This window comes from Paenibacillus xylanexedens, from assembly GCF_017874615.1.
In the GTDB taxonomy this organism is placed as follows: Bacteria; Bacillota; Bacilli; order Paenibacillales; family Paenibacillaceae; genus Paenibacillus; species Paenibacillus xylanexedens.
The window spans coordinates 141,468-157,261 of the sequence record NZ_JAGIKV010000009.1 but is presented as its reverse complement, the minus strand read 5'-3'; the positions used below and the strand labels follow the sequence as shown (position 1 = coordinate 157,261).

The following is a 15,794-nucleotide window of genomic DNA, read 5'->3' as shown; positions in this document are numbered from 1 at the left end:
GATTAGGACATCGCTATTTAACACGGCCCCCTCCTGAACGTATGGAAATGATTGGACGAAAAATACGTTTCTTCAATTCAACTTATATAGCAAAAAGGCGAGTCTCCATTAATTGGGGGACTCGCCTTTTTGCTATATAATAAATATTTAAGAAGTTCCTTTTTGCTTACTCGCCTGCATCTGCTGTGCAAATCGCATCATCTCTTCGAACTCTTCCTCAGATACGGCATCCCCATCGGTGCTTATGTCTTGTACAATCGGAATTTCGGGCTTGGCTTTGGTTCCTTTGCCGTATGTACGGGTACGGGTTCCAGCTGCACCAGCAGCCTGTTTTCCTTTGACCTTGGCCTGATCACGAATATATTGCACAGCTTTCTCATATGAGTTTACCTGTTTAAGCAGCATGTTGGAGGCAATGGCCTCAACAAAGTTACGGTTAATCCGCTGCTCGCCGCCGGATACAAGCAATGCCATCAAATAATGAATCAATACATTGATGACTTCACCAGGCAACTTGTAGCTCAGATCAATTTTCTCAAATATATCGATCAGATTGTCCGGTACTGCTCCTGGGAAGAACGTCTGCAACAGACGCGTATACGGCTCATTACGCAACATCATATTGTATTGATGAATATCACACTTGGTCATAAATTGTGGAGGTACTTCGACGTAATATTCCATCTGTACCCCATGCTCAACAGGTGGTTCACCGGAGTCTTCTTTCCGCTCTGGCTCCTCCATATGCTGTCTCAGTGCCACGACCTTGGCTGCCTGTACAGTCTGTTGCTCATGCCGCTTCTTCGTCTGTCTGAACTGCATGCTCGCCTTATGCTGAAGATCATCCAGAATCAGCTGGCCCTGTGGACTGAAGATATCATCTTCGTCCAGCAGTCGGCATACATCCTGCACACTGAGATTAAACTTGTTTACTACATAATTTACAATGCCCAGTTGTTCATGATCGAACCGCAATTGCTCTACATGGCGGCGATTGACGGACTCCCGCGGGAAACGCAAAATAATGTCGGCATAGTTCAAACTGTTTTCTTCCGCTGCATCGTTCGTGCCTGTCCGCTGAGCCGTAGTCGATACTTCCGACAATGCTTGCTCCAACTCGTAATCAATCACATGGGTATTCAATTCAAATATATCGTAAAAGGGTACGGAAATATTCTCTTTATTGGCTGCCGGATAAGGTGCGTCCCCATTTTCCACTGCCGAGAAACCGGAACGCAGGGAAAGGACAGCGAATTTGCCAATCTTGTCACGAAGCAACAGTGTCAAATGCTGTGTCCGGAAAAATTCTACCGGAGAGAGCGGCGGTTGCAGCTCATATTCGTAGATGTAATCATCATTTTCCGGTATATATAGCCGTGAAGTCTGAAGTAGCCCCACTGCCTCAAGCTTGGATGTCTGCTCTAACAAATATTTGCGCCCTTTCTCACTTGGCTCCAAGCCAAGCGTCATGAACAGCCTCCGTTGCTGTTCAAGCGGCGAATAACCGACCTGTTCACCGGGAAGATGCTGAAACAACAGCCGATACAAGCCAACCGCAAAAGCACCTACCATGGGCTGATATGCTCCTGTAAGCATACGGTCATCCAGGGCGCTAAGTCCAAACTCCCTGTATACGCAGTAGCGATGATGTTCAGTATAATGGTGCAGATTCTTCATGCGCATAGCCTGATCTCCTTCTCCCCAAAAGTATGTTTATCTATTCTATCATAAATGTCTGATCCTCAAATGCTCAAAAACAGGTAAAAAGATGGCCTGTTCTCGCTCCGTTTCGTCCTAGGTCGACATCATTCACGTTTTCGCCGAATTCAGTAAATTTCTAAATAAAAATGTCGAGAGCCGCTAGAATACTATAAAAGCTGTAGCCACAGAATACAAGGGAATATCTAAAGAGAATGTTCTCCAGATGTATATGAAGTACAAGTGTACAATAATCCTTCTGATATAAATGAATAGCAAAAAAGCCTTCCCTTTGTAATCGTAAGCGTTTACGACAAAGACAAGACTTTCACGCGTTTACAGTGGCATGTGTTACCTCTTTCCAACAATCTAAAACATTCTGTACCCACCCAAACGCAACTTCTGGATCGTCCAGCCACTGATTATCGCACCAGCCAGTCCAGCGATGCCCGTCATATAGTCTACAAGCTGGAAAGAACCCAGATGTGACATCAGAGATGACGAATGATCCCATAGAGAGTATACGACGATAGGCAGAATTACAATGATGAACAGATAGGAAGGAAACCAGGTGGTCTTCATCAACATGTTCAGAATGAAACCGATACCAAACATCATAACGAAAAATAATACCATCAATACCAACACAGGTATAAATTGCATCGGGCGACATTCACCTCTTCTTTCACACATTCAGGTTTCACTTCTGGATAGTAGTTAGTGTACCGCAAAAAATGTGGCGAAGCAACGAACTTTCTGGACAAATTTCCCTATAATTATACTCTGTTCATTTGCCCTTCTGCTTCATGTTGGGATACAATGTAAACGATAAAGCAATCACCCGTCCCTTATAGTGCGTGTTCAAAAAGACTGGTTTTCAGTACCGAGAAGATGGAATGAAGTTAGAAATGGAGCAGCGGAGCGTAGATAGAGCTACGTGAGCAGCGGACATTTCGGCTGAATGCCATATTCGACGCTGATGATGCCACCAGGCATGATTCGTAATCAAAAGCGGACTTTTTGAACAACCTCTTATAGGGATTTGGAAATATACCTTGCAGGAGGAACACAACCAATGAACGAAGCCGCATCAACACTGGAGGGCTGGTATGCCCTGCATGATTTTCGCTCGATTAACTGGGCCGCCTGGAAAGCAGCAGATGATGAGGAACGTGCTGTAGCACTGGACGAGCTGGAAGAATTCTGGAAGGAATGGAAAGAAGTCGAGAATTCATCCCAGGGAAGCACGGTCGTTTATACCGTAGTGGGACAGAAGGCTGACCTTTGCATGATGCATCTGCGTGAAACGCTGGAAGATCTGAAGGCCGTTGAGAACGCGTTTAACAAAACGATGTTTGCCCAATACACGACCAAATCTTATTCTTACGTCAGTGTAGTGGAACTGAGCAACTATCTTGGCAAAGAAGGCGAAGACCCGATGCAGAATCCGGAGATTATCGCCCGTCTGAAACCAGTTCTGCCGCAACGCCAATACATCTGCTTCTATCCAATGAACAAAAAACGTGAGCTGAATGACAACTGGTACATGCTGTCCATGGACGAGCGTCGCACCATGATGCGCAGTCACGGCATGATTGGCCGCAGCTATGCGGGTAAAGTAAAACAGATTATTACCGGCTCCGTCGGTTTCGACGATTGGGAATGGGGCGTTACGCTATTTGCGGATGACGCACTTCAGTTCAAAAAACTCGTCTATGAGATGCGTTTCGATGAAGTTAGCGCCCGTTATGGTGAATTCGGTTCGTTCTATGTGGGAAGTCTGTTGAACGAAGGTACTTTAGAAGACATGCTTAAGCTGTAAAAATAGCACAAAGCACAATAAAGCACCGCGACATCTCCTGTAAAGGATACTGTCTGCGGTGCTTTTTCTCATTCATGTACGTGTGGACAACCAAGTCGGATGATGATCCATTTTGCAGTTGTTCACTCTATTTTATAAGCCTCTGTTAATTCTTAATCCTCGTCCTCATCATCTACCGCTTTCAGCGATTCGAGGAATTCGGCTGTGGCCCGATCACGGTCACGACCCTTCTCTTTAAGCCGCTCAATCGCAGGCATAATGAGAATATCCACTTCTTTCTGTACGATGTAGGCCAGATCATATTGATCCTGTTCCTCCAGATAACCACCGACCTGCATCAGGGCGTTGTATCGATCCAGCTCCTCACGCGTTAATAGTCCCCGGACCTGAACACTGCAATGTCTCATCCAAAAAACCGCCCTTTCTTCAGGACTAACGGAATACCACCAATGATGAACAGATAACGCAGATCAACCAGCTTCTTCAGCTGAGCCGCTTTCCAGCCCTTGTATTTCTTGCCGCCCACAACGGCAATAGCTTCACCTTTACCCAGTGATGCAACCGTGCCTTTGCTCGTAAATACAAAAGGTTGTGGCTGTTTCTTGCGAATGGATGCCACGACGTTCTTGGCGCAGTTCACACCCTGCTGCATCGCAATCTGGGCTGTTGGCGGATAAGGCCGCCCTTCCGCGTTGAAGACAAGTGAATTATCACCAATGACATAAACATGCTCATGCCCCGGAGCACGCAAGTAGTCATCTACTTTCACACGTCCTCGCATCACTTCAAGACCTGCCTGTTCAAGCAGTGAGTTACCACGAATACCGCCGGTCCATACGACTGTAGCCGCATCGAGCTTTTCACCCTCACCCACAATAACCCCGTCCGGGAGACATTGCTTGATTGGAACACCAATTTTGAAAGTAACGCCCTTTTTCTTGAGCACATTCATCGCATGTTCTACCAATTCCGGGTCAAATCCAGGCAAGGCCGAAGGCGCTGCCTCTACATTATAGATGTGCACATGTTTCGGATTCACGTCGAACTCCTTGCATAGCTGTGGAATACGATCTGCAAGTTCAGCTACGAATTCAACACCACTGAAACCCGCTCCACCTACGACAAACCGAATACGATTTCGTTTGTTATCGTTTTTGTACATCGCAAATTGATATTCGATGTGTTCTCGAATCAATCTGACCGAGTTAATGCTGCGGATTGTCATCGCGTGATCGAGCATCCCCGGAATCCCGAAGGTCTCAGGCTCACCGCCTAGTCCAATAATCAGATAATCATAGGATAACGTGCCATCCTCCAGAATAATCTTTCGATCCTGCAGACGAATCTCCTTCACGGAAGACTTGACCAGATCAATCTTGAACTCATCAATCAGTTTGGAAATGGGCACTCTTGCATGCTCAATGGTATCCGTGCCGGCAGCCGGCATATGTAGATGTGTAGTAATATAATGATAATCATGCCGATTCACCAATGTGACGTCGGCCTCGTTATAGTTCAATTCCTTCTGCAGCCGCTGGGCTGTCAGAATCCCGCCATAGCCCGCGCCGAGGATGACGATTTTGGGAATACTGCTCATGTCTATACCCCTTCCGGTTTCACTTGCATCAGCCCGATCTTGGGTGAGATGCAAAATGCACATACTTACAAATATTGATGAGGTCTTGCCCATTATGACGACAAATGTTAACTTCGCGAATTTATTTAAACGTTTGCATCAATTTCATAACTCACTAAAAATGGATTTTATGAAACTAGATATCGACATATCGAACCGTTTTGATCTATATCTAGACTTGATTGAAGCAACTAAAGGTTTATGAAATTGATACGTTTGCACGCAAGTTATCGTTTCAAGTTGTGAAATTAACCACAAGATTCTACAAAACACGGGATCTGTCTTCATATTACATATTGACTCTAAATTAGACAAAAAAACACATAGTACAGGTCAAGGATATCTGTATTTCTAGTAAAGATCAAGGTTTTTTTTGTTATTTTTCATAACCTTTCATTTCCAATTTCATCCTATTCTCATCTGATCTTCATCAATTGTTCCCAGTTTCGTGACGCCGCTAACTTTGCAACCCTGAATACACCGTTTATAATAGGAAAGACAGTTCAGCACCCATGCTGGTTATGATACGTAGCCTGCACATTCTTTCTGTTAACTACCTATTAAAATATGAAAGGTGTTGTTGATTCTTGACTGCACAAAATTCCAGTCATGATATGACTGATTTACTTATTATCGGTGGAGGCCCTGCGGGTCTGTTCGCCGCGTTTTATGGTGGGATGCGTCAGGCATCCGTTACACTGGTTGAAAGTATGCCACAGCTTGGCGGACAACTTGCCGCTCTTTACCCGGAGAAATACATCTATGATGTAGCCGGATTCCCGAAAGTAACAGCTCAGGAACTGGTGAATAACCTGGTTGAGCAAATGAATCATTTTAACCCGAACATCCGCCTTGAAGAAAAGGTTGTATCGGTGGAGAAAAAGGATGAGCAACATTTCGTCGTGAAGACGGATGAGAATGAATATCATGCCAAAGCCGTCATTATTACAGCTGGTGTAGGTGCATTCGAACCACGTCGCCTGGAGCTTGAAGGTGCTGCCAAGTTCGAGAAGAGCAACCTGCACTACTTCATCAGTGATCTGAATGCCTTCGCTGGCAAAAAAGTACTGATCAGTGGCGGCGGTGACTCCGCGGTAGACTGGGCACTCATGCTGGAGCCTATCGCTGAGCAAGTAACGCTGATCCATCGCCGGGACAAGTTCCGTGCACATGAGCACAGTGTCGAAAACCTCATGAATTCCAAGGTGAATGTCGTTACACCGACTGAAATCACGGAACTTCATGGGGATGACACGATTACCAAGGTAACCCTTTCCCATGTGAAAACCAAAGAAACTCAGGAAATCGAAGTAGATGACGTGATCGTTAACTTCGGATTTGTCTCTTCTCTCGGACCAATTGCCGAGTGGGGTATCGAAATTGACAGCAACTCCATCGTTGTTGATTCCCGCATGGAAACATCCATTCCAGGAATCTTCGCTGCCGGAGATATCACAACATATCCGGGTAAACTGAAGCTGATCGCTGTCGGATTCGGCGAAGCTCCAACAGCCGTCAACAATGCGAAGGTATACTTCGATCCGGATGCCAAATTGTCCCCAGGACACAGCAGTAACATGAAACGCTAGTTTTGCTGAAATAACATATATTGATACAAAAAAGGGTATCTTACTCCTGAGTGAATCCATATCAGGAGGGATACCCTTGTCTTATATATGCCCGCTGTGTAACGGTCTGGTTGTACCGGAGCAGGCTTGCCCCCACTGCCTTCAGGGACTGTTAGAATGCGGCAAATTGGATGATTACACCGGACCATACAGCCCCTACGTATTCCAAACTTCCTCTGACACGGCAGACGAAGTCGAAAACGTTTGCAATCATGTGATGTACTGTCACCATTGTCAGACGAGCACGCCATGGCCAGTCTCACTATGGGACTTGTCCGGAAACCTGTAACATTGCCTGCAATGAGGATCTCTAGTGAAGAATGGCAGATACGTCGGTACCCAGTTTGCGCTTATGGATTTCTGCCAACAGCAGTGCGATGAAATCTCGTTCGAGATTCAACTCAATCGCTTTATGGTAGGAATCCAACAACATCTCATCGGATAACATAGCCATTTCCCGCCACAACCTTTCCTTTTTTTTCCTCAAAACTATCATATCAGAGATTCATATAGAGAACAAGCGTTCTTGTTATCCACAACGATATGTGGAAATCCTGTGCATAGTTTGTTGATAATTGGAAAAAATGTAGAGTAATCAACGTGTATAGTGTGGACAATATTTATGCACAGGGAGTTTGTACTACTGTCAGAACGTTTATCAGCGTATTTTTTTTGGAATAAATTCATAGTTTCAAGACTTGTTGCGAGTAAATTACCCGGTAATGTAAAATTTCAAACGGTTTTCATACCGTTTTCTTTTATATATTATCGGTTTTTCTTGAATTTTCTTGAGCTTTCCCATTCATTTTCTATTGAGGTCTGGTATTTACTTCCAAAATCCAGATCTTGCCTGAATAGTCCAGTCCATAATCAAATCCAAGCTGACCTACCCCAGGGAACTGACTTTCCATAATGTACGTACATGTCAGTGTAAGTGACCGCATCTCCCGACGTTTGTGCCGACCGGATATATGGGGCAGGGATAATCCAAGAGCTCGCCTTCCTGATAACATGGTGCCACCCTTGCTCAGATTCGTCACACAGAGTCCGGGACGAGCGAGTCGTCCTACTAAGGAACGGAATACCCAGCCTCGTGCGGTTTTGACAACTTTGACTCTGTAATCAACAGGTCTCCCTTGAATCGTTGCCAGATGAATGCCTTGCTGGATCAAGTACCTGCGTCTAGCCTTTACACGCACCAGAGAGCGATACATCTGGCTGAAACTGGCGAAAGAACGGGTCGTTTTCATATGGGTGTATCGATAGGCCCCACCGCTCGCCGATACCCGGATGACACCGTAACCTCCACCACCGACAATAGGTTTGACATACACCATTCCATAACGACTGAGCATGTGCAGCAGATTACCCGAGTTGAATGCCTTGGTCTGTGGGATATGGACAGCCGCTACCGGGTATTTCATCAGTGCCGCTGTCTTCCGCCATTTGCTTGCAAGTTGTCTCGACATGGGTTGATCTCCTTCCTTGAAACAATAGTCCTTCCTTATACATACTCAACAGAAGCCTTGCTTTCTTGGATGTTTGTCCGCGGCAAGGGCCCCTTTTCCATGTAACCTGTCCCAGGGGAGATGGCGGAAACGGGAACAAGCGCCCGGTTTGCTTTTCAAACAAGTCAATCTGTCGTATGCTACTAAGGAATGGCTTGGAAGGGCTTAAATATGAGGATCTAAGGAGCGTTCAGAACAAATGGAAGCATTTTTCAAATCACTTTATGGCGTAGCCTATTTTGCAATGTCGATCGTTCTCGTAGCTGTTACGGTACTTCTCTTTGTCACAGGTATTCGACTGTTTATGCAAAAGCGTAATCGCGGCTTTGCCGTGAGTTGTCTTATATTTGCCTGTTTCATCGTCTTTATCATTGTTGTTATGCTAACTACGCCCTTCTCTGCCACACCGCCGGGTTCACCGGAAGCCATGGCTGCCCTTCTTCACTTCGGGTAGTTGAACCTCTGTAGAAGGAGATGCTTATGACACATACTAATGAAACCTTAGGAATTATTGATATCGGCTCGAACTCCATTCGTCTAGTTATCTATGAACTGGACCAGGACGAAGCCTATCGCATCATTCATGAAGACAAATACGCCGCTCGTCTAAGCAGCGTTGTTGAGCCGGATGGAACCATTCTGCGCCATTCTCTGGATAAAGCCATCACTATCTTGAGTCAATTCAAAGCGACCTGTGAAGCGTATCAGACCAAACTGATTCGCGCAGCAGCTACCGCAGCCATTCGTAATGCAAGCAATGTCCTGGAGATTATTGAATGGCTGGAGACAGAGACGGGGCTTACCATTGAATGTGTATCGGGAGATCGGGAGGCCTATTATGGGTTCCTTGGTGTCACTCAATCCATTGATCTGGCAGACGGTTACGTCGTGGATATTGGAGGCGGCAGCACAGAGATCACGGTCTTTCGGGATCGGAAGAGGTTACATAGCATCTCCCTCCCTATTGGTGCAGTGAATTCACATGCCCGTTATGGGGGTGAAGATCAGTGGACCGAGGAGAATGCAAATGCATTGTGCAACGAAGTCATTGAGGCTCTCCGTGGACAGGATTGGATTCGTGAGCATACTGGTCTGCCACTCATCGGACTTGGCGGCACGATGCGTACACTCGCCAAAGTGGAACAGAAGCGTACCCAGTATTCTCTGCCTGTCAGCCATCATTATGAGATCAGTGAGGAAGCGATGGAGAACATCGCTCGCTCCTTGCCACATCTCACCTCGGCACAGCGCAAAAAGGTACCCGGGCTCGCCAAAGATCGCGCAGACATCATTGTGCCCGGCGTACTGATCCTGCGAACCGTCTTCCAGTTAATACAGGGAGATCGTTATGTGGTTAGTGGTGCGGGTCTACGAGACGGGTTATTGCGAGATTACATGGCTGGAGGTCAGCCGGTCGTTCCGGACGCGCTGAAGGACAGTATCCGCAACTTTATCCATTTTGGTCCGCCTATTCCAGAGAAACGTCTGCAACGGATTCATCAGGATACGGTTACCCTGTATACGGCATTACAAGGTACCCCTCCTGATCACGCGGATGCTCGAATCCTGTATGCGTCCTCCATGCTGCACATGGCAGGTAAGCAGATTAACTATTTCCGTTATACGCAGCACTCGGCCTATTGGATCATGAATGCAAGCATCTATGGACTTTCTCACCGGGAGACCATTCTCAGTGCCAGTGCAGCCGATTATCATCCCAAAAAAAGAACGCCCCAGCTGCTGAATAAGCACCGGGACATTCTGAAAAACTCGGATGAGCGACATGCTCATCGTATAGGCTCTCTGCTGCGCGTAGCGGAAGCCATCAATCGATCCGAGAGCATCGCTGCGATTGAAGCAACAAAAGAAAACGACTCGCTGCAGGTGCAATTCACCTGTACAGCCGAGCCGTTACTGGAACTTGATGGCCTGGAAGAGGCCGTCAAGGATCTGCAGGAAGCCTGGGGAGTTACGTTAACGCACTCCATTCAGCAGGCTTCCAAGGGATAATACCCATCGCCTCCGTCTGACTTCTCAGCGGGGGCTTTTCATTTTTTACAAATACATAATTGCCACCAGGCATAAGCTCTCTGGCTTTGACATTATCCATAAGGGACAGATTAAGAATATCGACCAGCATCTTCTTCAGCTCTGGATCAAATACGGGACACATCAGTTCAATTCTTCGATTCAGGTTACGTGTCATCCAGTCTGCACTGGAGATGAATACATCCGGGTTACCGCTATTTTCAAAATAAAACAACCGTGAATGCTCCAGAAAACGATCCACAATGCTAATGACCCGAATATTCTCACTGAGCCCCTCTACCCCCGGACGCAGACAACATACACCACGCACAATCAGATCGATCTGCACGCCGGCTTGAGAAGCCTCGTACAATTCATCAATCATTTCCTGATGGGATAAGGAGTTGATCTTGGCAATGATTCTGGAAGGTTTGCCTTTCAGCGCGTGTTCCGTTTCTCTACGAATCAGTGCAAACAGTTCATCCTTCATACCATCCGGAGCTACGCGGAACGCCTGCAATGCTTTCGGACCGGAGTATCCAGTAATCTCATTGAACAATTCGGATGCATCTTCCCCAATAATCGGATTAGAGGTGAACAGTCCCACGTCCGTATACACTTTGGCTGTACTCTCATTATAATTACCGGTTCCTACATGGACATAACGTCTTAAACCCTGCTGTTCCCTGCGTACGACAAGAATAATTTTGGCATGGGTCTTGAGTCCAACCAGTCCATAAACCACGTGACAACCGGCCTTCTCCAGCTTACGGGCCCAAGCAATGTTGCGCTCTTCATCAAACCGGGCTTTCAGTTCCACCACAACCGTGACCTGCTTACCACTCTCAGCGGCAAGTGCAAGTGCCGGAATAAGGCGTGAATCGCCATTGACCCGATATAAAGTCATCTTGATGGCCAGAACTCTTGGATCTTCTGAAGCCTCCAATATAAAATCAGTGACCGGTTCAAACGATTCGTATGGATGATGCACCAGTACATCGCGTTTGCGCAGCAGCTCAAAATGACTTTCTCTTGGCAGAAACTCAAGTGGGTAGACTGGCTTCACCGGACTGTATTTCAGATGTGAGAAACTTTCCAGACTGTCCACGAATCCCGCCAGAAAACTCAGATCAAGCGGTCCATCAATTTCATACACTGGGTCCTGAATATCGAATTCATCCTGCAATTCAAGCAAAGCGTCCGGACGAAAATCCTTGCAGACTTCCAGTCGCACAGGAGCCCCGCGGCGTCTGCGTCGCAATTCTTTTTCAATAGCCTCAAGCAGATCTTCCGCTTCTTCTTCATTAATGAAGAGATCCGCATTACGGGTCACTCGGAATTCCTGTGCAGCAAGCGAGATATATCCGCTGAAGAGCGTATGGATATGATGTTTGATAAGGTCTTCAATCAGTATGAATGTTTTCTTTTTGCTATTCGCCCGAATAGGAGCCTGAACTACCCGCGGCAGATTGGAAGGTACCTGAACAATAGCCATAAATGGCTCACCCTCTTGCTCCCCTTCCTTCTGTAACATCACGGACAGATAGACAGACTTGTTGTGTACCAGCGGGAACGGACGACTCTGGTCAATCGCCATCGGTGTGAGTACCGGAAAAATAATTTCATGAAAGTACTGGTCCATTGCGCGCTGCTGTGTCACATTAAGATCTGTATATTCCTGAATGTTCACGCCTTTCTTGGCGAGTAAACGAATGAGTTCATGATACGTTTTATACTGCTCGGCGACCATGGTCCCGGTTCGTTTAATCAATCTGCGGTACAACCCTGCAGGCGTATACCCTGTAAAATCTTTTTGCGTGAATCCGGCCTTGATCTTCTCTTTTGTCTCCGCCACCCTTACACTGACGAACTCGTCCAGATTATTAGCGACAATGCCGAGAAATCTCATGCGCTCCAGCAGAGGCGTTGTTGGATCCTGGGCCTCCTGAAGTACGCGCCGATTAAATTCAACCCAACTCAAATCACGATTAACGTAGTTGCCTGTTTTGACGTCTCTATGCATGTATGGCCTCCGAATGTGTTGCATATCTATTCTTGTTTAAAGTTCTCATATAATTGTACTATTCGTAATCAACATCAAGCGTCAGCGCAGTGTAAACGCTACGTAAAATTTATGTAAATGATACCTCATGGCCGCAACTTTTTCCATCCCTTTACAAAGGTCAATAGACAGAGTAAAGTGAAGTACAGTGTGATTTGGTCCGGTTGCTTGTTCTCATTCCAAATATAGTTGACTAAAGGAGTATATAATGAAATCCAACAAACCTAGAACGTTACAAAAAAATATAGAGTTTTTCACGGCTGCACTATCCCAATGTATGGTAAGCGCATGGCAGGAAGACCCGGCTGGTGTCTATTGCGAGGTCGGTTGTGGCATTGTGGAGCGGATCAGTGAAGACAGTGTGCGCATTCGAAACAATGACGGAACAAAGAGCCATTATGCACGAGATATCACGATGTTCCAGACTGAAAAATAATTTTGCTTAAATACGAAAAAAGACTAGCTTTCCGAAACAAGGTGTTGTATACTCTTGCCACAAGGAAAGGAGGTGCGTCAACATTTCTAATGTCATGTTGAACGTGTCCCTTACCCGATCCACTAGCTCAAATTAAAAGAGTCTGGTGGAGGCGCGGGATACGGATCAATGTTTCAAAAAGCGCCACGGGTAGAAAAGCCGTCTTCGGACGGCTTTTTGTTTTCTCTTTTTCTGTAGAGAGGTTGAGAAAACACCCAAAATATTGGAAATGGACCCTTTAGTAGAGCAAACCAGGATGGCTATAATTAGGATGCAACTCAACCTAAATCCGAGGAGGCATCTTGTAATGTTCAAAAATGTAAGGGGTTTCAAGACATCCATCATGTTGGCTTTTGTTTTGTTATTCACCTCTATCATGTTGCCCGCAGGTCAGCATGCCAGCGCAGCACCAAGTTTCGCCAAAGGAGCCGATATCAGTTGGGTTCCCGGAATGGAAGCCCAAGGCTACAAATGGAAAGATAAAAACGGGGTACAGCGCGACATCATTGATATTTTGAAAAAAGACTATCAAATCAACTCCGTTCGCATTCGGGTATTCGTTAATCCTTCGAATGATTATGGGAACGGTTACATGAATAAGGATCGTGCGGCTACACTCGCACAACGTGCCAAGAATGCTGGCATGAGTGTGATGCTTACCCTGCACTACAGCGATTCCTGGGCAGACCCTGGTCAGCAAACTAAACCTGCTGCCTGGAAAAACTATACGTTCCAACAGCTCATGGATGCGGTATGGAACCACACTCGTGAAGTTATGACGGCGATGCAAAGCAAAGGCGTTACCCCTGACTGGGTACAGATCGGTAATGAAACAAGCAACGGTATGTTATGGGAAGATGGCAAAGCATCCACCAACATGAAAAACTATGCGTGGCTGGTGAACACAGGCCATAACGCAGTGAAGTCCCTGAGCAGCGGCACCAAAACCATTGTGCATCTGGCAGGTGGAGATGATAACGCCCTCTATGTATGGAATATTGGTGGTCTGATTAATAACGGAGCTAACTTTGACATGATTGCCATGTCCCTCTATCCTTCAGCTTCCGGCTGGAACACCGCTGTTACAAATACGGTAAACAACGCCAAGGATATGATCAACCGTTATGGCAAAGAGATCATCATCTCCGAAATTGGCATGGACAATAACCAGGCTGCAGCTGGAAAAAGTTTTGTTGCCGCGATGAAAAACCAAATCCGCAATCTGCCAAATGGCAAAGGTAAAGGTGTATTCTACTGGGAGCCTCAGGCTACACCAGGATACAACAGTGGATATGGTAAGGGCGCTTGGCAGTCGAATATGATGCCAACTGTTGTCATGGAAGGATTTATTGACTAATACACGGAGAGGTTAGAAGTGTGGGCTTTGGGGAGGCAGCGTGGTGGCGTACCGGTGGCGGATCGTTCTTATGATCGCTGTTATCCCCAGATTTTTATGAATTTCCCTGTTAAGGGGAAAATCCGGGGATAAAGGCGACCGCTCCGCTTCTTCAGAATCGATTCCGCCCCCTCCACTACGTTGCTGCTCCTTGAGACACTTCTAAAACCGTGGGTAGTCAAATGGATGAAGTAGTAAGGTAAACAAGAGCTTGAGGCGCTGTTCCCGGGGGATTAGCGCCTTTTGGCGATGAAGTGCGTTGAGGGGGCAGCGTGGTGGGCGTTCCGGAGGCGGATCGTTCTTATGATCGCTGTTATCCCCGGATTTTCCCCTGTTAAGGGGAAAATCCGGGGATAAAGGCGACCGCTTCGCTTCTTCAGAATCGATTCCGCCCCCTCCACTACGTTGCTGCCCCTTGAGACACTTCTAAAACCGTGGGTAGTCAAATGGATTAGGTAACAAGGTAAAACAAGGGCTTGAGGCGCTGTTCCCGGTGGGATTAGCGCCTTTTTTCACGTTGAAGTTATACGGCTGAGGGTTCCAATTTGGTTCGTTGGGGGCGCTGCCAGTTTCTGTTCCAGGGCAGATCGTTCTTATGAGCTAGGCTGAATGCAGAATGGTTTTTTCGCTTACATATGAATATAATAAAATAAAATAATGCAGAACATCAGTTAGCTTATTTTAAGAGCGGGGGAATATGGATGAGTTTTTTAAAAGGGTTCGGTCAGTTAGCTGGGGAAGTTACCGGAAAAGTGTTGGGCGGCAGCGTGAGGGTTGTTGGTGAAATCGCGGGAAGCCCCTTTATCAAAGAAATCGGGAACGGCGTAGAGAAAGCCACAATTAATACAGGCAAAACCGTTGGACAACTGGCTAGCGGGACATATGATCTTGCCAGTGGTGCAATTCGAAAAGATGATACCGCCATAGACGCGGGGCTTGCCGATATTGGAGGTGCTGTAACCAATACTGCAAAAGGTGTAGCGATATCAGCAAAGTACGTATATAACAGCGGTAAAGATGTTGTTGTGGGCATGAAAGAGGAAGATAAGGACAGAGTGAAGCTTGGTGCCAAAAATCTTTTAGCTGCTGCTGCGGTAACAACACTCGCTGTCGGTATCATCGATGCAGTTGATGGGGCTGAAGGTGTGGATACGTAGGGATTTGGATTAGATCACCAATAACACAACAACTGAAGAAATACAGCCTAGCAGGGCAACCAAAATATGGAGAAAACTAAATGAGATTTTTTCAAGTAAAATCCGTTGTCTCTTCTGAATTAAACACGAGTAGATGAACACCGTTATCACAACGGGCAGATATAAATGAAGATCCGGACCATCCGTGCTCGGTAATAGTTTATTAATATATCCACCTATCGTCTCGTTGACCATCATGAAACCATATATACTACCGATTATCGCTGAAACTGCAAACTGAAATAGTATCTGAACTACAGCCTTCTTTACAAAGAATGGATCACGTTTGCGGTAACGGTTATTAACCATCATATATCTGTCGCCTCCTCGTTTTTCTATTACTCT

General features: G+C 46.3%; 16 protein-coding genes. 8 read left to right on the top strand and 8 right to left on the bottom strand.

What is annotated here, in order from left to right; all coding sequences use genetic code 11:
* Positions 1 to 147: 147 nt before the first annotated feature.
* Together J2Z28_RS14265 and J2Z28_RS14260 are read right to left on the bottom strand one after the other, a co-directional pair.
* On the bottom strand, positions 148 to 1,683 hold the full coding sequence (locus tag J2Z28_RS14265) for a replication initiation and membrane attachment family protein (protein WP_211082976.1): 1,536 nt from the start codon (positions 1,681 to 1,683) through the stop codon (positions 148 to 150).
* Positions 1,684 to 2,067: 384 nt separating this feature from the next.
* The gene (locus tag J2Z28_RS14260) at positions 2,068 to 2,361 is read right to left on the bottom strand and encodes a YuiB family protein (protein ID WP_036605769.1); all 294 of its coding nucleotides are present in this window, start codon (positions 2,359 to 2,361) and stop codon (positions 2,068 to 2,070) included.
* A gap of 412 nt (positions 2,362 to 2,773) precedes the next feature.
* Here J2Z28_RS14260 and hemQ point away from each other — a divergent pair, with 412 nt between their 5' ends.
* Positions 2,774 to 3,520 (top strand): hydrogen peroxide-dependent heme synthase, encoded by a 747-nt coding sequence (gene hemQ / locus J2Z28_RS14255; protein WP_211082975.1) that lies wholly within the window; start codon positions 2,774 to 2,776, stop codon positions 3,518 to 3,520.
* A gap of 152 nt (positions 3,521 to 3,672) precedes the next feature.
* Here hemQ and J2Z28_RS14250 read toward each other — a convergent pair whose 3' ends face one another.
* Both J2Z28_RS14250 and J2Z28_RS14245 read right to left on the bottom strand, forming a co-directional pair.
* The gene (locus tag J2Z28_RS14250) at positions 3,673 to 3,927 is read right to left on the bottom strand and encodes a hypothetical protein (protein ID WP_036605767.1); all 255 of its coding nucleotides are present in this window, start codon (positions 3,925 to 3,927) and stop codon (positions 3,673 to 3,675) included.
* Positions 3,924 to 5,117, bottom strand: coding sequence for an NAD(P)/FAD-dependent oxidoreductase (locus J2Z28_RS14245; protein WP_036605766.1), 1,194 nt, complete (start codon positions 5,115 to 5,117; stop codon positions 3,924 to 3,926). The genes J2Z28_RS14250 and J2Z28_RS14245 overlap by 4 nt, the downstream gene beginning before the upstream one ends.
* A 653-nt stretch (positions 5,118 to 5,770) precedes the next feature.
* On the opposite strand from J2Z28_RS14245, the gene J2Z28_RS14240 reads away from it, so the two are divergent.
* A complete protein-coding gene (locus J2Z28_RS14240; protein ID WP_207765610.1) occupies positions 5,771 to 6,745 on the top strand; it encodes an NAD(P)/FAD-dependent oxidoreductase in 975 nt (324 codons plus the stop codon).
* A 76-nt stretch (positions 6,746 to 6,821) separates the two neighbouring features.
* Positions 6,822 to 7,073: a hypothetical protein gene (locus J2Z28_RS14235; RefSeq protein WP_076319806.1), complete on the top strand. Its 252-nt coding sequence runs from the start codon at positions 6,822 to 6,824 to the stop codon at positions 7,071 to 7,073.
* Positions 7,074 to 7,094: 21 nt separating this feature from the next.
* Here the strand turns inward: J2Z28_RS14235 and sda are convergent, their stop codons facing one another.
* Both sda and J2Z28_RS14225 read right to left on the bottom strand, forming a co-directional pair.
* Positions 7,095 to 7,238 carry a sporulation histidine kinase inhibitor Sda gene (sda, locus tag J2Z28_RS14230; protein ID WP_017692430.1) on the bottom strand — a complete coding sequence of 48 codons (144 nt, stop codon included), beginning with the start codon at positions 7,236 to 7,238 and terminating at the stop codon, positions 7,095 to 7,097.
* A gap of 355 nt (positions 7,239 to 7,593) precedes the next feature.
* Entirely contained in the window at positions 7,594 to 8,253 is a 660-nt protein-coding gene (locus tag J2Z28_RS14225) for a YheC/YheD family protein (RefSeq protein WP_211082974.1), read from the bottom strand.
* Positions 8,254 to 8,491: 238 nt separating this feature from the next.
* On the opposite strand from J2Z28_RS14225, the gene J2Z28_RS14220 reads away from it, so the two are divergent.
* A complete protein-coding gene (locus J2Z28_RS14220) occupies positions 8,492 to 8,746 on the top strand; it encodes a hypothetical protein (protein ID WP_017692428.1) in 255 nt (84 codons plus the stop codon).
* 26 nt (positions 8,747 to 8,772) lie between these two features.
* On the top strand, positions 8,773 to 10,302 hold the full coding sequence (locus tag J2Z28_RS14215) for a Ppx/GppA phosphatase family protein (protein ID WP_211082973.1): 1,530 nt from the start codon (positions 8,773 to 8,775) through the stop codon (positions 10,300 to 10,302).
* Here J2Z28_RS14215 and ppk1 read toward each other — a convergent pair.
* Positions 10,262 to 12,343 carry a polyphosphate kinase 1 gene (gene ppk1 / locus J2Z28_RS14210; RefSeq protein WP_211082972.1) on the bottom strand — a complete coding sequence of 694 codons (2,082 nt, stop codon included), beginning with the start codon at positions 12,341 to 12,343 and terminating at the stop codon, positions 10,262 to 10,264. The two genes, J2Z28_RS14215 and ppk1, sit on opposite strands and share 41 nt — an antisense overlap.
* 247 nt (positions 12,344 to 12,590) lie before the next feature.
* Here ppk1 and J2Z28_RS14205 point away from each other — a divergent pair, with 247 nt between their 5' ends.
* The 3 genes from J2Z28_RS14205 to J2Z28_RS14195 all read left to right on the top strand — a co-directional run bounded on the left by J2Z28_RS14205 (position 12,591) and on the right by J2Z28_RS14195 (position 15,410).
* A complete protein-coding gene (locus J2Z28_RS14205) occupies positions 12,591 to 12,818 on the top strand; it encodes a hypothetical protein (RefSeq protein WP_017692425.1) in 228 nt (75 codons plus the stop codon).
* 346 nt (positions 12,819 to 13,164) lie between these two features.
* A complete protein-coding gene (locus J2Z28_RS14200) occupies positions 13,165 to 14,214 on the top strand; it encodes a glycoside hydrolase family 53 protein (protein ID WP_211082971.1) in 1,050 nt (349 codons plus the stop codon).
* Between the two features lie 740 nt (positions 14,215 to 14,954).
* On the top strand, positions 14,955 to 15,410 hold the full coding sequence (locus J2Z28_RS14195) for a hypothetical protein (RefSeq protein WP_076328986.1): 456 nt from the start codon (positions 14,955 to 14,957) through the stop codon (positions 15,408 to 15,410).
* A gap of 9 nt (positions 15,411 to 15,419) precedes the next feature.
* Here the strand turns inward: J2Z28_RS14195 and J2Z28_RS14190 are convergent, their stop codons facing one another.
* Positions 15,420 to 15,761 (bottom strand): hypothetical protein, encoded by a 342-nt coding sequence (locus J2Z28_RS14190; RefSeq protein WP_211082970.1) that lies wholly within the window; start codon positions 15,759 to 15,761, stop codon positions 15,420 to 15,422.
* Positions 15,762 to 15,794 lie beyond the last annotated feature (33 nt).